Source organism: Donghicola eburneus, from assembly GCF_900115865.1.
GTDB lineage: Bacteria > Pseudomonadota > Alphaproteobacteria > Rhodobacterales > Rhodobacteraceae > Donghicola > Donghicola eburneus.
On the sequence record NZ_FOXY01000003.1, the window covers coordinates 138,387 to 157,888 of the forward strand.

Sequence of the window (19,502 nt, forward strand, 5' to 3'; positions counted from 1 at the left end):
CCTATTGGCCTAGTTCGCCTGCCAAGTTAATCAGGCCCTATGACACAGACGATCCAACATATTTATGCGGCCCGAGTCGCTGCCGGTGACATCCAGAGCGACCCTGCCCAAGAGGCTGTTCTGCCCGAATTCGAGCGCATTCGCGCCGAGTTGGCGACTCCGGTAAAACGCGGGCTCTTTCGCAAGGCGCCACCGCCTCCAAAGGGTCTGTACCTATGGGGCGGGGTGGGCCGCGGTAAATCCATGGTGATGGATCTGTTCGTCTCTGAGTTGAACGTGCCGGCGCGCCGCGTTCACTTTCATGCCTTTATGCAGGAAATCCACGAGGCGATGCACAAAGCCCGTGCCGAGGGTGTTGAGGATGCTCTGAAACCCGCAGCACAAAAGATCATCGATGATGTGAAGCTGCTCGCTTTTGACGAGATGCAGATCACTGACATTACCGATGCGATGATAGTCGGACGCTTGTTCCAGATGCTCTTCGATGCCGGGGTGGTCGTGGTGACTACTTCGAACCGCGTGCCGGACGATCTGTATAAGAATGGTCTGAACCGCCAGCTTTTCCTGCCATTTATTGCTTTGATCAAAGAGCAACTGGTCGTGTGGGAGATGGCAAGCCCCCGAGATTATCGTCAGGACCGTCTGGCTGGGAGCCCTGTCTATTTCTCGCCCGCCAACGAAGCCGCTCGCACAGAGATCAATGCAATTTGGAAGGACCTGACGGGCGGACAAGAGGACTCGTTGGTTTTGACTGTCAAAGGCCGGAAACTTGAAATACCGCGCCATCATAACGGTGTCGGACGCGCTGGTTTCCACGAACTTTGCGGAGCGGCGCTGGGGCCTGCAGATTATTTGGCGATTGCCCATGCGCTACGCGTGCTGGTGATCGAGAATATCCCGACTTTGGGCCGCTCGAATTTCAACGAGGCCAAACGGTTCGTAACTCTGATCGATGCCCTGTACGAAGCGAAGGTTCGCCTGATTGCGAGCGCAGCTGATAAACCCGAGATGTTGTATGTCGAAGGGGACGGTGCGTTTGAATTTACCCGTACCGCCAGCCGCCTGCGTGAGATGCAATCCGAAGGCTGGGGTGACGATCGGGAGTGATCCCGCCGGCCAAGGGTTTGCGACGCCGGTCGGCGAATCGCGGTTGCAGCGCAGACGGCCTGAGCGCGACTCGCGAATACCCATATGAGATATCTTCTACGGTCGAGGTGATAGTTAAACCTACACGATGATCTGGTGCGACTCGCCGTCTGCGAGATGGGCAGTTGACTGCGCTTCGGATATGAAAGTCGGCGCATATCCGCTCTGATTGGCAAAAACGCGAGACAATTCCTGCCGATACAGCGCTCAACCACCACGGACGTTCCGCTCGGGACAATCCTACGGATGTATGGAGCACCCCAAAGGATATAACTCGATACCGAAGGATGTCTGTCGAGTACGCCTCAAGTGGAGTAGGGTTTTCATGAATTTGACACACCCTTCTACGGTGGCGCGATACGATGTTCGAAAACGATAACACCCCCTCTGGTGGGCGCCGTAGCGTTCGCACATGTGGCTACCTTCCTCGCAAGGAGCCCCGTGGCCTGACATTCGTGTGCAGCGCGGATGGTGGCATTCATTTCGAGCGGTACGGCCGCGCGATGCATCTGGTAGCGAATGAGCCTGTGCGGACATGGGCGCCTGATGCGAAAAGCGCCGCTGGCCCTGCATCGTTGCCTGTCTTGCTGGTCACGGATTCGACAGAAGCACTTGGGGCGATGACCCAGCTCCTGTCCGAAGAAGGGCTCGAGGTTGCCGGATCAGACGATCCAACGTTGGCCGTGTCTATCATGCGCAACAGCGGCATGACCTTTCACACCGTAATTCTTTGCCTAGAGGACAGCGCCTCTGACGAGGAGCACGCCGAAGCACTGCTGAGCATTATCGAACAGGGCAACAGCCCCGTTGTTATGATGGTTCGCCCTGGAAGCGGTGCCTGCAACGTCGCACGCAAGCGTGTTCCGACCGCAAATGTGGTCGTTATGCCTGCGTCTGAAGCAGACGTCGTTGCGACCGTGATGCGCGCACAGGGCCGTGCGCAGCGCCGCGTGTCGAACCGCAAAGCTTAATAACCCGACCGCTCACATCGGAATGAAAGCGGCTGGACCCCCACGGGTTCAGCCGTTTTTCTGTAGAATCTGACCCGCTAGATACAGCGATCCACAAATCAGAACGCGGATATTCTGGTTGCCTTCGGTTAGCTGGCGCAAGGCGGTGTCGACATCAGGCGCAGTCGACGCAGTCATCCCGACCTTTGCAGCTGCCTCTGCTGTGGTTTCCGCAGGCAGAGTGTTCGGTTCACCTGGGATCGAAACGGCAGTCAGGCTGCTGGCATACTGTGCGATGGGGCGAAGGTAGCCTGTGATGTCCTTGGTGTTCAGCATCCCGCAGATCAGGTGCGTCTCGCGTTCGGGCATCTGCGACAGGGTCGCCGCAATCGCGTCACCGGCGGCGGGGTTGTGCCCGCCGTCCAGCCAGAGTTCTGCGTCACCGGCGATGTCGAACAGGGGGCCCTCGCGCAGGCGCTGCATGCGGGCAGGCCAGAACGCTTGGGTAACGGCCGCTTCGCAGGCCGCTTCGTCCGCGCCAAGATGGCGCAGGGCAGCCAGCGCGGCGCCTGCGTTCATGATCTGGTGTGGACCGGGCAGGTTGGGCAGAGGCAGATCCAGCAGACCCTGTTCGTCCTGATAAACCAGGCGGCCATTCTCGGTCCCGACGTGCCAGTGCTGACCGTAGGCCAGAACCGGAGCGCCAAGGCGCTCGGCGCGGGCTTCGATCACTTCGAGGCCTTCGTCCTTCTGAGGGCCGACGATCACTGGTACGCCACGCTTGATGATGCCGGCTTTCTCGCCTGCGATCTCTGGCAGCGTCTCGCCAAGGAACTGCTGGTGGTCGATGTCCACGGGCGTGATGATGGTCAGCGCGGGTTTGTCGATCACATTGGTTGCGTCGAGGCGTCCGCCAAGCCCAACTTCCAGCAGAGTGTAATCCGCCGGTGCCCGCGCAAAGGCCAGTAGGGCTGCGCAGGTCGTGATCTCGAAATAGGTGATATTCTCGCCGCCATTCTTCTCGTAGCACTCGTCGAGAAGGGCGGTCAGAGCGGGTTCGCTGATCAACTCGCCCGCCAGACGAATGCGCTCGTGGAAACGGGCCAAATGGGGCGAGGTGTAGGCGTGGACCTTCTTGCCCATCGCCTCGAGGCCTGCGCGGATCATGGCTTGGGTGCTGCCCTTGCCATTTGTGCCCGCCAGATGAATCACGGGGGGCATCGCGTTCTGCGGGTTATCCAGAGCTTCGAGCAAACGCCAGACACGGTCTAGCGTAAGGTCGATGACTTTGGGGTGCAGCGCCATCATCCGGTCAAGGATGACGTCCGATGTCACCTCAGTCATTTCTGCTCTTCTGCAGGTGCGTCGAGGGCAGGTGCCTCGGCGGCTTCGTCAGGGGCAGGCAGGTCACCGGCCACGGCTGGTGGTTGTCCCATGAGCATACGGGTGATGGTGATCAGCTCGTCACGCAGCTTGGTGCGCGGGGTCACGCGGTCCAGCATGCCATGGTCCAGCAGGTATTCGGCGCGCTGGAACCCCTCGGGCAGCTTTTCACGGATGGTCTGCTCGATCACGCGGGGACCTGCAAAGCAGATCAGGGCATTGGGTTCGGCAATCTGGATGTCGCCGAGCATCGCATAGGACGCGGTCACGCCACCTGTGGTGGGGTGGGTCAGGACGACAATGTAGGGAAGGTTCGCTTCTTTGAGCATCTGCACGGCGACGGTGGTGCGGGGCATCTGCATCAGGGACAGGATACCCTCTTGCATGCGGGCGCCACCAGCGGCCGAGAACAGAACAAAGGGACGGCCCATTTCAACTGCACGCTCGGCACCAGCGATGATCGCGTTGCCCACGTACATGCCCATGGAGCCACCCATAAAGGTGAAGTCCTGCGCCGCCGCCACAATGGGGGTCCGGCCGATTTCGCCTTCGGCGACCAGCATGGCTTCTTTCTCGCCGGTCTTTTTCTGGGCCGCTTTCATGCGGTCGGGGTATTTCTTCTGGTCGCGGAACTGCAAGGGGTCCGCGATCGGCTCTGGCACGGCTACCTCGGTAAAGACGCCGCCGTCGAACAGGTGCTCGAAACGCTCGCGCGGCGTGATCGCCATGTGGTGACCACAGTTGGTGCAGACGTTCTGGTTATCCCTGAGTTCACGGTGGAACAGCATGGTTCCGCACGACTCACACTTGGTCCACAGGTTCTCGGGAACTTCACGGCGCGAGAAGAACGAGTTGATTGTCGGACGGACGTAGTTGGTGATCCAGTTCATTGCATACCCCTGAGGCCTACTGCGGCGCGTTGGCGCACAAATAAGCGTCATGGCGCAGGATTGCAATCAGCGGCGAATAGCCAGCCGCACGGCGAGCCACAGAACCAGAGGCAAGGCGAGGTCGCTCAAGAAAATCAGGTCAATCAGGGGCACAGCTTCGGGCGCGGCGGCCCCATCCCATTCGGGAAACAGCAGGAGCGCCAGTCCTGAGTCGGGCGTGAATTCCTCGGCCCAGAACAGGAATACGTAGGCATTATTGGCGAAGTGAAAGCCCATGGCCGCCGCCAAACTGCCCGTGCGGGCAGTCAGGTCACTGCAGGCCAGCCCGAATACGAAGGTCCACGCGACGTATTGCAGGCTCAGAATGGGATCACCGCTCAGGTCCAGATGGGCGATCGCGAACAAGACGTTCGGTGCTACCATCCAGATCACGGGACTTTGAAAGCGTGCCGCGAATTGCTGCTGAAGGTACCCGCGGTATAGCATTTCCTCGGCCCCCGTTTGGACAAGGATCGCAACAAGCGATAGTGGCAGCAGGATCATTCGACCGAGTTGCAACTCCCCACCGTCGTAACTGTAAAACGGCGGCAGAAACTCGAGCGCAGCAAAGACTGCGAAGCAGGCCAAAGCAGACCAGAACAGTGTATGACCAAAGCCAGTACGATCGCCAAAGATCGTCCAGCCGCTGCGATTGTGCTGGATCCAGACAATGGCCAAGACAGCCAGTCCAAGGAAACCAAAGGAGAAGAGCTGAAGTAAAAGCCCGAGAGCGGTGTCCCCGAATTCATAACTGGGCTTTAGATCTGACGGCCCGACGGTCTCTCCGATCAGGATAAGCAGCAGTGAAAATGCGCGTTGCGAGACGAAATACGCGGCCTCGATCAGGGCAAAGCCGATGATCAGTCGTCCAAGGTCCGCGCTCTCTTTGGCTGGGGCGACATAGCGGTCGTGGGGGGCATAGGACTTCATCGGCGCAGTGCCACGCGTGCCGCAAGCCAAGTGACGAGCAGCATAAGCAGATCTACGGGTAAAGCCGCGCGCACTGGCGCGACATCGTCCATCGCAGAGGGCAGGGTAAACAAGGCCAGACCTGAAAGATCCCCTTTGAACGAGACAAAGAGGATGGCGAGGGCATTGTTGACGAAATGCACTGCGATAGCAGGGCCCAACGTGCCTGACCTCGCTGTGAGATCCGCCATCGCAAGGCCAAAGAGGCCAGCCCAAATTGCCAAGGGGACCGCATTTGCGCCTGCTTCGGCGGGCGCGTAGTGCCCTAGTGCAAAGAGGGCAGAAGGAACGCCGATCCAAATGCGCGGATCGTTGGTCAGAGCAGACAAATGTTGCTGCAAATAGCCGCGAAAAAGCAGCTCTTCGGTGACGATTTGCACAGCCAAAGCAAAGAGGGACAGAGGCAGGAGGACCAGCCAGTATCCAAATGGCAGGTTTGTTTGCAGTGTTGGCGTGTCGCCGGGACTAGGCAGTATTGCTACGAAAAATGTCAAGCCAGCGACGGGCAAGAGCACTGTCTTGAACTGGGCCCAAGCCAGATCGAGCGGGCCAAAGAGCCCAAGAAAGGATCGCTTGTGCACTTGCTGGACAGATAAGGCGAGGCCTAGGCCAAGGGCGCCAAAACTGATCAGAAGCAGGATCAGCCCGATTGGGCTCGACCCGTTCTCGGCATCGCTGATCACGGCTGGGGCCTGCGCACCGGCGAGAGCTTGGACCAAGGCCCAATAGGTCGACATGATCCCGTAGCCAGCAACCAGCAGGACCACCATGCCCAGTCCTAACCGCCAAGGCTCTGGTCGAGCGTGGGACGGTGCGGCAAGTGAGTCGTGGGGGGCGTAGGGCGAGGGACGTTTCATATCTTTATCTGTAGCAGGGACACCCGCGCCGACAATCCGGACAAATCGGATTGTTCGCAAATGTGGTAATCTCAAACTCGGAATCGCGGACTTTGTGCACAGTTACCGAAAAATGGAATTTGGTTGCCGCTGGGTTCCGTTGAATCCGTAGCGAAATGCTCCAATTTGCCTTTTTTACTTGGGGTAATGCCGATATGTAGGCTTGGTGATTCGCGTGATTTGTTGTTTGGTTGAACGCGACGGAGGAAGGGTTTTTCCCAGAATGAGACGTACCTTTCGAGCATTGCTGATTTTGGTCGGGGTGATTGTCGCTGCGAGCTGTGATCGCCTGCCTTTGCTTGAGGCAAGTCCTCGCACCGTTGCATTGGCTGGCGGCGACGTCGGGATTGCCGCGCCGGCGGGCTACTGCATCGATACGGGGAACACGTCGGATTTCGGAGCCAAGGGCGGTTTCGCTCTGGTCTCCAGCTGCCGATCCTTGCTGGGGGTCGCAGCGTCACCGGCGATTATCACAATTTCCATTGGCCCAAAGGTTGGCGCGTCCCAAGTGTCGCCAGCTGCGTTTGCCGATGCCTTGGGTAACCCCGTGGTCTTAGCAAGCGAGGAGGCAGGTGCCGTGTCCCTGCTGCACATCGCGTCGGGTGGGCAGGATACTTTGCCTGGTGGGGATGATCGTTACTGGCGCGCAATCCGCGTTGTGTCGGGGCGCTTGGTCTCGATGGCGCTCTACGCGCCTGCCGGAGCGGACGAGGCGCAGGCTCGCGGAAATGCCATTCTGAAATCTTTGGCCAATAGGCTGTATGATCCAGGACCGACGGTCTGATCCTGCGGGCGCACGACGCTTGGGCGATTGTTGACGAAACAGAATAAAAAACTGGGTGCGTTGGCTATTCTTCCCTAGGTTTCTTTGTCAGTTTTCTTGATAAGGTTCAGAAAAGACCCAAGAAAGGGACAGCACAGTATGGGTAAGACCAGACAACTGGTGAACGCGGTTGTGTTTCGGCGTATTTTGACACGCTGGGCTGCGCTGGCACAGCGCGCCGATGTGGTGGACCTGAGCCGCCTTCGGGTGCAGAATAATCGGGCTAAGTTGCTACGTCACCATCTGGACCGGATCATCGCTGTTGCTGACAGCCGTCTTGCCCTGCCTGCCATTGGGACCGAAATTTTTCGCCAGCCGCGCGATTCCGACTGGGGATGGAGGCCGCCCTTGTGGCGTGAGCCCATCCCGCACAAGGGCGTTGCATCGGTTCCCAGCAATACGGAGTTTGGGCCGGGATCGACCATTTTCCACGATTGCTCTGCCTCAGAACTGACCCTGCGCCAGATCCGGAATACCCGAGAGTCAGACCTCGCGCCCTATGCCGTACGCATGGATGTCTTTCGGTTCGATGGCAGCTTCTTGTCGATCGCGGTCGATCTGCCAAAAGACGCGCTGAATGGTTTGCGTCGCAAACACCTGATCCGCATGGATACGCAGATTGAAGCTGAGAAAACGCTGGAAATTTTTGCGCGTCTGAATATCAAGCACGGCCCGAACACAGAGCAGATTGTGCGCGAGGTGCCCTTGCAGCAAGGGGGCGAAATGATGGTCGAGTTCGACCTTGGCTACAGCGATATCGCGGAGAACCGGCTCGAAAGTGCTTGGGTCGATCTGATTTTCGAAGGGGCCCAGATGAATCAGGTCACGATCCGCGATCTGACCTTCTGCCGTTTGCCCCGCGCCGATCTGTAATAAAAGGATTTCTTGATGACCGATTTGTCCGTCACCAAAACCCGTATCATCGAGGGCGTCTGGGAAGGCGTGGTCCTGAGGAACGGTGGCCGTAATGGCGAAACCCCGGCGATTTCGGTTTCGCACTTGGGTGAACCGATTGAGGGCGTTGCATTGGACGACATGGATGGGGGCTGGCAGCTGCGCGTCCCGATCCCGCCGCACACCATTTCCGAGGGCGTTCAGACCTATTTGATTGTCGACTCCGCGACACACGAGGAGGTTGGAGCCTTTAACTTGATCGCGGGACAGGCCTTGGCGCACGACATACGCGTCGAAGTGGACCTCTTGCGCGAGGAGCTGGACCTCTTGAAACGTGCCTTCCGACGCCATTGCGTCGAGACTGGAACTGACCGCGGGTAACCAGCCGCCTTTCTGACGCGGCGTAGGTGATGACTTCGCCGCAGGAATGCTGTGTCATCGGTCCACTAGGGAGGCACCGATGACAGAATACCCGCACCTGCTGGCACCGCTCGATCTTGGATTCACCACGCTGAAAAACCGCGTGCTGATGGGCTCGATGCATACGGGGCTCGAAGAAACCCGTGATTGGAACCGCGTGGCGACGTTCTACGAAGAGCGTGCTAAGGGCGATGTCGGTTTGATTGTCACCGGCGGCATGGCCCCGAACCGCGAGGGCGGGGTGTTTCCCGGCGCAGCTGGTCTGTTCTCGGACGAGGACATTGCGAACCACCGCATTGTGACAGACCGCGTTCATGCGGCGGGTGGCAAGATCGCGATGCAGATCTTGCATGCGGGCCGGTACGCGTATGGCAAGGACTGCGTGGCCCCTTCGGGCATCCGGTCCCCGATCTCGCCCTTCCCACCCAATGAGTTGGACGAAGACGGGATCGAAAAGCAGATCGCCGACATTGCAACCGCTGCAGCCCGCGCCCGCAAGGCGGGCTACGACGGGGTAGAGGTTATGGGCTCCGAGGGTTACCTGATCAACCAATTCCTCGTGGCACACACCAACAAACGGACCGACCGTTGGGGCGGCAGCTATGAGAACAGGATGCGATTTGCCATCGAGGTGATGAAGCGCGTTCGTGCAGCAGTGGGCGAAGACTTCATCGTGATCTTCCGGTTGTCGATGATCGACCTGATCCCAGATGGCTCTACCCACGAAGAGGTGGTGCAGCTGGCCCAAGAAATCGAGGCCGCAGGGGCCACCATACTGAATACCGGTATCGGCTGGCACGAGGCACGCATTCCGACCATCGCAACCAGCGTCCCGCGTGCAGGCTTTGCTTGGGTGACCAAGAAACTGATGGGCAAAGTCGGCATCCCCGTGATCACCAGCAACCGGATCAATATGCCAGACGTGGCGGAGAAGGTGCTCGCAGATGGTTGTGCGGATATGGTCAGCATGGCGCGGCCTTTCTTGGCGGACAGCCAGTTCGTGGCCAAGGCCGCTAGCGGACGCGCGGATGAAATCGCGCCCTGTATCGCCTGCAATCAGGCCTGTCTGGATCACACGTTTAGCGGCAAGATCAGCAGCTGCCTGGTAAACCCGCGCGCCTGCTACGAGACAGAGTTGGTCATCACACCCGCAGATACTCCAAAGTCTGTCGCTGTCGTTGGCGCGGGGCCTGCAGGGCTGTCAGCAGCGCTCACGGCAGCGGAGCGGGGTCATCGGGTCATTCTGTTTGATGCAGCGGATCGCGTGGGCGGTCAGCTGAACATGGCCCGCCAGATCCCAGGCAAAGAGGAGTTCCACGGTCTCGTTGATTGGTTTGAGTCCAGCGTCGCACGCTCTGGCATTGACCTGAAGCTTGGGCAGCAGGTTTCGGCGGATGATCTGAAGGGATTTGACGAAGTGATCGTTGCGACTGGCGTGTTGCCGCGTGACCCGCAGATACCGGGTCAAGACGGGCCGAATGTCGTTTCCTATGTCGACGTGCTGTCGGGGGGCGCCGATGTTGGCGCGCGTGTTGCTGTCGTTGGCGCTGGGGGCATTGGCTTTGACGTGGCTGAATATTTGGTGATGGACGATAGCCCGACCGAGCATCCCGAAGAATGGCGTGCCGAATGGGGCGTCGGCGACCCCGAGCAGACCCGTGGTGGCTTGGCCGAGGTTGGCGCGCGTCCGACGCCGCCCGCGCGGCAGGTCACACTGCTGCAGCGCAAGGCGGAGAAGCCCGGCAAACGGCTAGGCAAGACCACCGGCTGGATCCATCGCATGTCTTTGATGATGAAGCAGGTGAAGATGATCGGTGGCGTGAACTATGAGCGTATTGATGCGAATGGGCTGCACATCTCTACCGGCGAAGACCGGGACAATCCGCAGTTGATCGAGGTGGACACCATCGTTCTGTGTGCCGGACAGGAAAGCCGTCGTGATCTGGTGGATGCTCTCAAGTTAGCGGGTGTTACATGCCGTGTAATTGGCGGCGCGGACGTCGCATCCGAGCTGGATGCAAAGCGCGCAATTAACCAAGGCACGCGAGTCGCAGCTGAAATTTGACCGAGCGTTAAAGATGCAAAAGATAGACCCGTTCGGAGGGGGTAATCCTACATAATTGTTGTTTCGGTTTGAGGAACGATCCCTATCATTCCCCGCAATTGTCCGCCCTTGGACACAGTCCTGCCCCAATCTCTGGGCAGGACAAGGGCAGGTCAAAGAGTATCGAGGATGGGGCATGGATCGGCTCACTGAAATGGAAGCTTTCGCAACAGTCGTAGACCAAGGTGGGTTTACGGATGCGGCAAAGAAAATGGGGATTTCAAAGTCGGCGGTCTCGAAACACGTCTCATCACTCGAAGCGCGATTGGGCGCTAGATTGTTGAACCGTACAACCAGACGGGTGAGCCCGACAGAGATCGGACTGGCCTATTACGACCGGGCCCGTCGCGTGCTGACCGACGCTGGAGAAGCGGATGCGCTGGTCACATCCATGCAAGCCGCGCCTTCGGGGCAATTGCGAATTTCGGTGGCAACTGACTTTGGCGTGAACCACCTGAGCCCCGTCTTGGGGGACTTCTTGGCGACCTATCCGGACATCAGCGTCAACATGGTGCTGAATAACCGCTACGTTGAACTGATCTCTGAAGGGTTCGATCTGGCTGTGCGCATTGGCGAACTGGAAGACAGCTCTTTGCGGGCCCGCAAATTGACCGAAACCAAGATGCGGATGATCGCCTCTCCTGCGTATCTTGAGAAATACGGAAGGCCGAAGCGGCTGGATGATCTGAACGAGCACAAGCTGCTGCATTACTCGAACCAAGCGAACGGCTCGGTCTGGAAGGTCAGTGCGCCGTCGGGCGAAAAACGTCAGATCCGCACTGCTGGCTGGCTGAGCGTCAATGACGGCCAGTCCCTGTTGAACGCGGCCAAGTCGGGCCTTGGCATCGCCTATCTGCCGTCGTTCCTCTATGCCGACGCGATGAAGAATGGCGAGATCGAAGATGTGATCCCCGATTTGCCGGTCGACACTCAGGGGATTTACGCGGTGTACCCACCGGGCCGCTTCCCGCAGCCCAAGGTCCGTGCGTTCATCGATTTCCTTGTGGATGCTTTCTCGGAAAAAGGGCCCGAGAGCTGGTGAGCTACTCGGGCAAGAGCACAGCTTCGACCCGCCGGTTGGCTGTGCGTCCCTCTTCTGTCTCGTTGCTGGCCACAGGCGCCACGTAGCCGGCCCCCTGAGCCTCAATCTGGGCTGCTGGGACACCAAGGTCGCGGACCAACGCGTCTCGCACTGACTGCGCGCGGCTGCGCGATACGGCGATGTTGCCGTCCAGACTGCCAGTCGCATCCGTGTGGCCGACCAACAGAATGCGGCGCGAGGGATTTTCGGACAGATATTCCGCCAGTGCTTTTAGGCTGGCATGGTCTGCCGTGGCCAGTTGGCTCTTGCCACTTTCAAAAGTCAGATCGCTGAGGACGGCGTGCCCTTTGCCAACCAATTCCTTCAGGACCGGCGTCGCATAGCTGACCGATACAGCTGGTGCGGCTGCCGTGCCCTCTGTCTCGGTGTCTGCATCCGCAGTGGGCGCGACGTGGATCAATTGAATGAACCCGTGCGAGTCCTGACGACTGACCAAGAGGCTGATAGCCTCACCACTGTCCTTTTGAGCCGAGGTAAAGCGGAAATCACGCAGGTTGACGTACATCTCTGGACCGGGCGCGACGCGCGTACCAAAGCGGAAATCAAATCCCCCGCATTTCAAAGTCGTGCAGCTGTAGACTGTCTCGAACCCTTGCAGCGCCACTTGGGCCTTGAGCATGTCCAGCAGCGATCGGCTGGTGAGATCGCGGTTCTCGACCTGCCAGACCTGCACGCTGGTTCTGCCCGACACCGGCTTGGTCGGTACCAGCCCGTCGTTATAGGGGCCGATTGGCATGTTGTAGCTGTCATTGTCAGAGGTTTCAGAGAACACCAAATTCGCGCCAGCTGGGACCGCTAAATCCAACGCAGCGGCCTGACCTGCCGCCAACAGACCAACCAAGACACTCGTACAAAAACGTTTCATCGGGCGATGGCGTGATATTCACTGTTTGGACGCATATCCACGGCAGAGGCCATGCGGTTCGTCATGTTGTAGAACGACGCGACCGAGGCGATGTCCCAGATGTCGCGATCCGTGAAGTCATGATCGCGCAAGGCTTGCCTGTCCGCTTCTTCGATGGTGCTGCTGGCGATCGTCATCTGGACCGCAAAGTCGAGCATTGCGCGCTGTCGGGCTGTGATGGGGGCCACGCGGTAGTTCATCACCAGTGCCTCGCCCAACGCCGGATCGCCGGACAATTGGCGCACAGCGGCCCCATGCGCAACAAGGCAATAGAAGCACTTATTCTGCGCGGACACGGCGACCGCGATCATCTCGCGCTCCAGCTTGGTCAGACCACTATCTGCCAGCATCAGGTCGTTATACATCGCGGTAAAGGTGTTCAGCTTGTCGATGTCAAAGGCATAAGCGCGCAGAACGTTCGGGACCATGCCAAGCTTTTCCATGCAGATGTCAAAATACTTCTGCGTGTCCTCGGGTAGGGGATTCACCGGAGGCAGGTTCAGGGCGGTCGGCTGGTCGGTCATTCTGCGTTTTCCTTAATGCGGTAGTGGTAGCTTCCCACAACCGACATGCCCAAGGAAGCGTATAGCGCATTCGCAGGCGCATTCTTGCGCGTGACCAGAAGGGCCAGTTCTGCCGCCCCGTGACGGGCGGCCCAGCGTGCGGCAGCGCGCATCAGGTATCGACCCAAGCCTTTGCCACGAAACGTCTCTAGCACTTCTAGCGCGTGGAGCATCGCGACCCCGTCATGGATGGCGACTAAGGCTGTGCCCGCCGCGCGGTCCTGTGTCCGGCCCAAGAGATAGGTCTTCGGTCCCTTGGCGCGGGCCATCACGGCAAGCCGGTTGGGTCCTATGCCGCCTTCGGCCCAGATTTCCTGCATGATCGCCAAGGGGGTCTCGGTCTCGAAGCAGGTCACTGCAGGGATGTCCCCTGCGCCGACTTGCGTCGGATCGCAGGTGTAGATGTGCACGGGATCGACGATTTCGTAGCCTCGGTCTGCGAGCGCTTGATCCAGTTCGTTGTCCACGGGGCGCAGCATGAACAGGTTTTGCTGTCCCAAGGCGCGCATAGCTTCGATTGCCTGCGGAATGTCGTTGGCCTTGGCAATGTCCGCCGCAGAGGCGGCGCTCACTCGTTTACCACCACCGCGCCCCTCGCGGATCAGCCAAGGGCCGGTCCGCGTGATGGCATAGGGCGGCCACGTGGCGTCCACCACGTCGAAGTAGCGCAGGTCCATCAGGTGCCGACCTCTGCCGCGAGGCGGGTCATTGCAGCGTCGATCATTACGCCGTCTGTTCCGCGCACCACGATATTGGTGCCATACGCACCATCGCGCTGGAACGGGTAGGAGCCGATCGACAGGTCTGGAAAATCCGCTGCCAGCGCAGACAGAGGCGTTGCCACATCACCTTCGCCGCGCATCAGGCATAGGGTTTGAGATAGTAGAGGCGCGCCGCCGACAAGATGGGGTAGGACGCTGGCGACCATGGCCTGAAACACGCTGGGAACACCCGCCATGACATTCACGTTCTGCAGGGTGAAGCCAGGCGCGGTGCTGACCGGATTGTCGATCAGGGCGGCACCATCCGGAATGCGGGCCATGCGCAAGCGCGCTTCGTTCAGTTCTTGTCCGCGCGCGTCGTAGTGGGCCTGTAGCAGCGCACGGGCATCGTCGCGCACGTCGATGTGCGTATTGAACGCGGCGGCAATGCACTCTGCGGTGATATCATCGTGGGTCGGCCCAATCCCGCCCGATGTAAACACATGGTCATAGGCTACCGACAGCGCCTGAACCGCTGCGATAATGGCCTCGCGGTCGTCGCTGACCACGCGGGCTTCCTTCAGGTCGATCCCGATCTTGGTTAGTTCGCCAGCCAGATAATTCATGTTGGAATCGCGTGTGCGACCGGACAGGATTTCGTCTCCGATCACGAGCATGGCTGCGGTAGGATTGGGCATGGACGGCTCCGTTTCGATGTTACGCGCAGATGCTAGGGCAGCGATGGGGTCTTTTCCATAGGGACTGGATCGATTTGCCAAAACTGGCTGATCCGCCTAAATCCAAAGCCATGGAATTTGCGACCCCTTTGATCCCCGCGCGGCTGGTGCGCCGCTATAACCGATTTCTGTCCGATATGATTATCGAGGAAACCGGACAAGAGGTGCGCGCCCACTGCCCGAACCCCGGCGCGATGCTGGGCCTCAAAGATCCGGGAATGCGCTGCTGGCTCGAGCCGAATGACGACCCGAAAAAGAAACTCGACTATGGCTGGCGGCTGGCCGAGCTAGAGGATGGGCACATGGCGGGCATCGACACATCCATCCCGAACCGTGTGGTGGGCGAAGGGCTGCGGGCGGGCAAGGTCGCCAGTCTGAGCCACTACACAACGATCCGCCCCGAGGTGAAATACGGCACCAACAGCCGCGTGGATTTCCTACTGACGGGCGAGGGGCTGCCGGACGCCTATGTCGAGGTCAAGAATGTGCACCTGCGCCGCGAAAGCGACTGGGCCGAGTTTCCCGACTGCGTCACCGCGCGTGGCGCAAAGCATCTGGCCGAACTGACCGAGATGGTTGCCCAAGGGCACCGCGCTGTAATGCTGTTCTTGATCCAGCGGACCGATTGTGGGCGGTTCAAATTGGCAGCAGACCTTGATCCGGCCTATGCACGCGCCTTTGACGCAGCCCGCGCGGCTGGTGTCGAAGCCATCTGCTATGGTACAGATATCACCGTGAACGGTGTGTTTTTCGGTCAGGAGTTGCCGGTGGATCCAAATACACAGGCGTTGTGAATTGCCAAAGATGCGCAGCTTCTGGCAAATGGCCACAAATTTTCTTAGATATGGCTCAGCGAATACAAAGGAGAGCCCATTGGAAAAGCGACACCAAGGGCGGATGACCAAAGACGGGATCCGTATACACGAGGCCGCCGACTTTGCCGGAATGCATGCCGCGGGCCGTCTGGCCGCCCAAATTCTGGACGAAATCGCAGAGCATGTGTTTGTTGGTCAGACCACCGGCGAGATTGATCGGATCATCGAAGACAAGGTGAATGCGTCTGGCGCGACCTCGGCCACGATCGGATATCGCGGGTACAAACATGCCAGCTGCATCAGCGTGAACCACGTGGTTTGCCACGGCATCCCCGGTGACAAGAAGCTGAAGGAAGGCGACATCCTGAACATCGACGTGACCGTGATCGTCGATGGCTGGTTCGGTGACACAAGCCGCATGTACGTTGCGGGCAAAGTGTCCCGCAAGGCAGAGCGTCTGCTGGACGTCACCCACGAGGCGCTCATGCGCGGGATCGAAGTGGTCAAGCCGGGCAACACATTCGGTGACATTGGCTACGCGATTCAGAGCTTTGTCGAAGCGCAGCGGATGTCTGTGGTCCGCGACTTCTGTGGTCACGGTCTTGGCACTGTCTTCCACGCGCCGCCGAACGTCCTGCACTATGGTCGCGCGGGCACGGGTCCGGTTCTGGAAGAGGGCATGTTCTTTACGATCGAGCCGATGGTGAATTTGGGCCGTCCAGAGACCAAAGTGCTGGCCGACGATTGGACTGCGGTAACGCGTGATAAATCCCTGAGCGCGCAGTTTGAGCACTCAATCGGCGTGACAGCGGATGGTTGCGAAATCTTCACTCTGTCTCCTGCGGACAAATTCCATCCCACTTGGTGATCGCCCAAGCGCGTCCATCGATGCGCTGTAAGTATTCTGAAAAGATTCAAAGCGGGTGGGCACTTTGCCTGCCCGTTTTGCTTTTTCATCAAAGCGGTCTCTAATTTTGAGAAAGCATTTGGAGAAAGTTACGATCAATGGGAGTGTGGCTGCGCCAGAGATTGAAACATAGGCGGATATTTCCATGAAAAAGTGTTTTTTGCTGGTAGCGATTGTTTTGGTTTCAGCTTGTACAGACGATAAAGCTGCGCATTTCGCAGTTGGTGCCGCGAGTTCAGCAGCAGTCACACATTACACAGGATCACGGCTTGCTGGATGCGGCACAGCGTTGGCCCTTGGGGTTGCCAAAGAGGCTTATGACAAAAACCAAGGTGCGCGGTTTGATCCACAGGACGTTGGTGCGACGACAGCTGGCTGCGTTGTGACCTTGGCCTTCTGATCAGGCGGGCACCGCAAAGGTGATATGTGTGTCGCCGAACTTGCGGTGCTCTTTCAGGAAAAAACCTGCTGGTGGGAGCTGGGGGCTGTTTTCTTCCCAAACAATCAGTGCGTTTGGGGCAATCCATCCGTTCCGTATTGCTGAAGATAGGGCGCGATCTCCCATGCCTTTGCCATAGGGCGGGTCGAGAAAGACTACATCGAAGGGCTCGCCTTTGTTCGGGCCTAGATCGCAGGCATTTCCGCGCAAGATTTCCGTGACATCTTTGGCGCGGCACTTGTCAATGTTTTGCTTAAGCAGCGAATGCGCCTTGGTGCCGTCGTCAACGAAAGTGATATGCTTGGCGCCCCGTGATAACGCTTCTAGCCCCAGCGCTCCTGTTCCGGCGAATAGATCCAGCACGCGGGCCCCGACAAGTGGCGAAACGCCACCCTGATTGCCAAGAATATTGAATAAGCTTTCGCGGACGCGGTCGGAGGTTGGGCGAAGGTGAGCGGCGGCATCACCTTCGCCCACATCGGCCAGTTTTAACCCGCGCCATTGTCCTGCGATAATTCTCATTTCAACAGCGCCTTGAGGTTTGTGCTCGGGTCAGCGACAGCCTCGGCCGAGGGGCTGCGGCCTGCCTCGATCAGGCGTTTGGCGACCATAAAGGCTTTGGCATCGTTCATGGCGTCTACCGCAAGCAGGGTGTCGCCCGCATAGTACCAGAAGGACATCGCACCATCGCCACTCTCGCGGGTGATGATCCGATCATAGCCAGTGTTCAGGCCCGCGATCTGCAGTTTTGTGTCGTACTGATCAGACCAGAACCATGGTTTCGGTACATAGGTTTCTGTGCCGCCCAAGATGTTCCGTGCAACGCATTCGGCTTGGTCGATGGCGTTCGGCACGCTTTCCAGCCGCATCCGCCCCTCGCCATGGGGGAAGCTGGCGCAGTCGCCTGCGGCCCAGATGTCCGGCGCGCTGGTGCGGCCCTGTTCATCAACAGCAATCCCGTTATCCAAAGCGATGCCAGCCGCTTCGGCCAGACCAGTTGCCGGTGTGATGCCGACCCCAACAATCACAAGGTCGACGTCCAACGTGGCGCCGTCGGCCAACTCGGCCGATGTGACGCGACCATCAGTACCGTTAAGGCGCGCGAGGCCAAGCCCTTCGTGGATTTTGACTCCGTTTGATTGGTGCAGATTGCGGAAATAGTCTGCTGCTTCGGGCGAGGCGACGCGGCCCAAGATGCGCGGAGCCGCTTCAATCAGGGTGACGTCCATTTTGCGTTTGGCGCAAACAGCCGCAGCCTCTAGCCCGATGTAGCCGCCCCCCACAATCAAGACGCGCTTGCCTTCTGTTGCTTCGGGGCCCATCGCATCCACGTCTGCGAGGTTGCGCACGACATAGACGCCTTCTAGATCACCACCAATCGCGGCCGGGAGGTGACGCGGCGACGAACCAGTGGTCAAAACCAGTTGGTCCCACGCGATATGTTCGTTCTCGACAGTCAGTGTTTTGCCTGACACGTCGATTGCATCCACATGGGTGCCCAGACGCAGGGTTACGTTGTTGTCGATATACCATTGTTCGGGACGCAGATAGAGACGCTCAAGCGGCATTTCCCCCAAGAGATAAGCCTTGGACAGCGGGGGGCGCTGATAGGGCAGGACGGGCTCGGCACCGAACAGAGTGATGTCCCCATCAAATCCACGCTTGCGCAACTCGGCAATCAACGACGCGGCGGCTTGGCCCGCCCCGATAACAGCAATGTGAGACATTTCCCTGCGCGCTCCTATGTAGTTCAATGGGTCTGCACAGGATCTGATTAAACGCAGCCTGACTGCGAACGCAATTCTTCAGAGGGAAAATAAATGACTATTTCGATTGGGGATACGCTGCCCGGTGGCACCTTGTTGATGCTGGGGGCAGAAGGCCCGCAAACCGTGGAGTTGGCTGACAAGTTCAAAGGGCGCAAAGTCGTTCTTTTTGGCCTACCCGGCGCGTACACTGGGACTTGCAGCACTGCGCACGTGCCCAGCTTCATGCGGACCAAAGACGCTTTGGCTGAAAAGGGCGTGGACGAGGTGATCTGCGTCTCCGTGAACGACCCCTTTGTGATGGCCGCGTGGGCCAAAGACACCGGCGCGGACGAGGCTGGTCTGACCATGCTGGGTGATGCCGAGGGCGCGTGGATCAAAGCGATCGGCATGGACTTTACCGCACCCCCGGTCGGATTCTTTGGTCGCTCCAAGCGCTTTACTCTGGTTGCCGAAGATGGCGTCGTGACGCAGCTGAACGTTGATGAGAACCCGGGCGTTTGCGAGCTGTCGGCTGGGGAGACTGTCCTCGAACAGCTCTGACCTGTCTGCATGGACTTAAGGCAAGGCCCGCTGTTTTTGGCGGGCCTTTTCTTTTGGATCAGGAAGGGGATTGACGAAGGCGACTAAAATAGTCAGGTTTAAGTCAGCCAACCTGAATCGGGTCAGCCAGCGTTTTTGTCAAACAGGACACATCCCATGACCCAACCGCCCAAGGCCGACCGCATTCAGGAGAATACCTCTCGTGCATCAGAATTGCGCGCAATCCTTGCAGAGCTGACATGGCCAGTGGACCTGTGTGCCGAACGTTTGCTGGACCATATAGAAACCCGCGACCATTGATGCCGCGCGCACCGCAAGGAACTTTCCGATGACCGTCATGACTTCGACATTCCGCACCGCCAGCCCGCATTCCCCCGAACTGCCCCTGCACATCGCCGAAGAGCTGACCGCAGGTGGCGCACAGGCGCTGATCCAATTGGGGGATCAGATCTACACGTTGCGCATCACGCGTCAGGGCAAGCTGATCCTGACCAAGTAAGACCAAACCTAT

23 protein-coding genes are annotated in these 19,502 nt (G+C 58.9%); 13 read left to right on the top strand and 10 right to left on the bottom strand.

Features of this window, described 5'->3' with window-relative positions; all coding sequences use genetic code 11:
- Positions 1-39: 39 nt before the first annotated feature.
- Positions 40-1,107, top strand: coding sequence for a cell division protein ZapE (gene zapE / locus BM225_RS06010; RefSeq protein ID WP_072708293.1), 1,068 nt, complete (start codon positions 40-42; stop codon positions 1,105-1,107).
- A 401-nt stretch (positions 1,108-1,508) separates the two neighbouring features.
- Positions 1,509-2,117, top strand: a complete 609-nt coding sequence (locus BM225_RS06015) for an ANTAR domain-containing protein (protein WP_072708291.1) — start codon at positions 1,509-1,511, stop codon at positions 2,115-2,117.
- A gap of 48 nt (positions 2,118-2,165) precedes the next feature.
- Here the strand turns inward: BM225_RS06015 and BM225_RS06020 are convergent, their stop codons facing one another.
- From BM225_RS06020 to BM225_RS06035, 4 genes are all read right to left on the bottom strand, one after another.
- On the bottom strand, positions 2,166-3,440 hold the full coding sequence (locus tag BM225_RS06020) for a bifunctional folylpolyglutamate synthase/dihydrofolate synthase (RefSeq protein WP_072708289.1): 1,275 nt from the start codon (positions 3,438-3,440) through the stop codon (positions 2,166-2,168).
- Positions 3,437-4,369: an acetyl-CoA carboxylase, carboxyltransferase subunit beta gene (gene accD, locus BM225_RS06025; protein ID WP_072708287.1), complete on the bottom strand. Its 933-nt coding sequence runs from the start codon at positions 4,367-4,369 to the stop codon at positions 3,437-3,439. The genes BM225_RS06020 and accD overlap by 4 nt, the downstream gene beginning before the upstream one ends.
- Positions 4,370-4,435: 66 nt before the next feature.
- On the bottom strand, positions 4,436-5,338 hold the full coding sequence (locus BM225_RS06030) for a CPBP family intramembrane glutamic endopeptidase (RefSeq protein WP_072708285.1): 903 nt from the start codon (positions 5,336-5,338) through the stop codon (positions 4,436-4,438).
- Positions 5,335-6,234, bottom strand: a complete 900-nt coding sequence (locus BM225_RS06035; RefSeq protein ID WP_072708283.1) for a CPBP family intramembrane glutamic endopeptidase — start codon at positions 6,232-6,234, stop codon at positions 5,335-5,337. The genes BM225_RS06030 and BM225_RS06035 overlap by 4 nt, the downstream gene beginning before the upstream one ends.
- A 262-nt stretch (positions 6,235-6,496) precedes the next feature.
- Here BM225_RS06035 and BM225_RS06040 point away from each other — a divergent pair, with 262 nt between their 5' ends.
- From BM225_RS06040 to BM225_RS06060, 5 genes are all read left to right on the top strand, one after another.
- The gene (locus BM225_RS06040) at positions 6,497-7,057 is read left to right on the top strand and encodes a hypothetical protein (RefSeq protein WP_072708281.1); all 561 of its coding nucleotides are present in this window, start codon (positions 6,497-6,499) and stop codon (positions 7,055-7,057) included.
- A 138-nt stretch (positions 7,058-7,195) separates the two neighbouring features.
- On the top strand, positions 7,196-7,969 hold the full coding sequence (locus BM225_RS06045; protein WP_072708280.1) for a DUF6478 family protein: 774 nt from the start codon (positions 7,196-7,198) through the stop codon (positions 7,967-7,969).
- A gap of 15 nt (positions 7,970-7,984) precedes the next feature.
- The gene (locus tag BM225_RS06050; RefSeq protein WP_072708278.1) at positions 7,985-8,371 is read left to right on the top strand and encodes a hypothetical protein; all 387 of its coding nucleotides are present in this window, start codon (positions 7,985-7,987) and stop codon (positions 8,369-8,371) included.
- Between the two features lie 79 nt (positions 8,372-8,450).
- On the top strand, positions 8,451-10,475 hold the full coding sequence (locus BM225_RS06055; protein ID WP_072708276.1) for an NADPH-dependent 2,4-dienoyl-CoA reductase: 2,025 nt from the start codon (positions 8,451-8,453) through the stop codon (positions 10,473-10,475).
- A 175-nt stretch (positions 10,476-10,650) separates the two neighbouring features.
- Positions 10,651-11,556, top strand: a complete 906-nt coding sequence (locus BM225_RS06060) for a LysR family transcriptional regulator (protein ID WP_072708275.1) — start codon at positions 10,651-10,653, stop codon at positions 11,554-11,556.
- Between the two features lies 1 nt (position 11,557).
- Here the strand turns inward: BM225_RS06060 and BM225_RS06065 are convergent, their stop codons facing one another.
- Genes BM225_RS06065 through BM225_RS06080 form a run of 4 tightly spaced genes read right to left on the bottom strand, consistent with a single transcriptional unit; the run spans position 11,558 to position 14,482 of the window.
- Complete coding sequence (locus BM225_RS06065; RefSeq protein ID WP_072708273.1) at positions 11,558-12,481, bottom strand: OmpA family protein; 924 nt, start codon at positions 12,479-12,481, stop codon at positions 11,558-11,560.
- Positions 12,478-13,044 (bottom strand): peroxidase-related enzyme, encoded by a 567-nt coding sequence (locus BM225_RS06070; protein ID WP_072708271.1) that lies wholly within the window; start codon positions 13,042-13,044, stop codon positions 12,478-12,480. Before BM225_RS06070 ends, BM225_RS06065 begins: the two co-directional genes overlap by 4 nt.
- On the bottom strand, positions 13,041-13,760 hold the full coding sequence (locus BM225_RS06075) for a GNAT family N-acetyltransferase (RefSeq protein ID WP_072708269.1): 720 nt from the start codon (positions 13,758-13,760) through the stop codon (positions 13,041-13,043). Before BM225_RS06075 ends, BM225_RS06070 begins: the two co-directional genes overlap by 4 nt.
- Complete coding sequence (locus BM225_RS06080; protein WP_072708267.1) at positions 13,760-14,482, bottom strand: competence/damage-inducible protein A; 723 nt, start codon at positions 14,480-14,482, stop codon at positions 13,760-13,762. The genes BM225_RS06075 and BM225_RS06080 overlap by 1 nt, the downstream gene beginning before the upstream one ends.
- Positions 14,483-14,592: 110 nt before the next feature.
- On the opposite strand from BM225_RS06080, the gene sfsA reads away from it, so the two are divergent.
- From sfsA to BM225_RS06095, 3 genes are all read left to right on the top strand, one after another.
- Positions 14,593-15,315 carry a DNA/RNA nuclease SfsA gene (sfsA, locus tag BM225_RS06085; protein WP_072708265.1) on the top strand — a complete coding sequence of 241 codons (723 nt, stop codon included), beginning with the start codon at positions 14,593-14,595 and terminating at the stop codon, positions 15,313-15,315.
- 103 nt (positions 15,316-15,418) lie between these two features.
- Positions 15,419-16,204 (top strand): type I methionyl aminopeptidase, encoded by a 786-nt coding sequence (gene map / locus BM225_RS06090; protein ID WP_072708263.1) that lies wholly within the window; start codon positions 15,419-15,421, stop codon positions 16,202-16,204.
- Between the two features lie 184 nt (positions 16,205-16,388).
- A complete protein-coding gene (locus BM225_RS06095; protein ID WP_072708261.1) occupies positions 16,389-16,643 on the top strand; it encodes a YfiM family lipoprotein in 255 nt (84 codons plus the stop codon).
- Here the strand turns inward: BM225_RS06095 and rsmD are convergent, their stop codons facing one another.
- Together rsmD and BM225_RS06105 are read right to left on the bottom strand one after the other, a co-directional pair.
- Entirely contained in the window at positions 16,644-17,204 is a 561-nt protein-coding gene (gene rsmD / locus BM225_RS06100; RefSeq protein WP_072708259.1) for a 16S rRNA (guanine(966)-N(2))-methyltransferase RsmD, read from the bottom strand.
- Complete coding sequence (locus tag BM225_RS06105) at positions 17,201-18,409, bottom strand: NAD(P)/FAD-dependent oxidoreductase (protein WP_072708257.1); 1,209 nt, start codon at positions 18,407-18,409, stop codon at positions 17,201-17,203. The genes rsmD and BM225_RS06105 overlap by 4 nt, the downstream gene beginning before the upstream one ends.
- A gap of 93 nt (positions 18,410-18,502) precedes the next feature.
- Between BM225_RS06105 and BM225_RS06110 the strand changes: the two genes are divergently transcribed.
- From BM225_RS06110 to hemP, 3 genes are all read left to right on the top strand, one after another.
- Complete coding sequence (locus BM225_RS06110; protein WP_072708255.1) at positions 18,503-18,991, top strand: peroxiredoxin; 489 nt, start codon at positions 18,503-18,505, stop codon at positions 18,989-18,991.
- A 156-nt stretch (positions 18,992-19,147) separates the two neighbouring features.
- Positions 19,148-19,291 (top strand): hypothetical protein, encoded by a 144-nt coding sequence (locus tag BM225_RS21785; protein WP_177218576.1) that lies wholly within the window; start codon positions 19,148-19,150, stop codon positions 19,289-19,291.
- 37 nt (positions 19,292-19,328) lie between these two features.
- A complete protein-coding gene (gene hemP / locus BM225_RS06115; protein ID WP_072708415.1) occupies positions 19,329-19,490 on the top strand; it encodes a hemin uptake protein HemP in 162 nt (53 codons plus the stop codon).
- Positions 19,491-19,502: the final 12 nt, after the last annotated feature.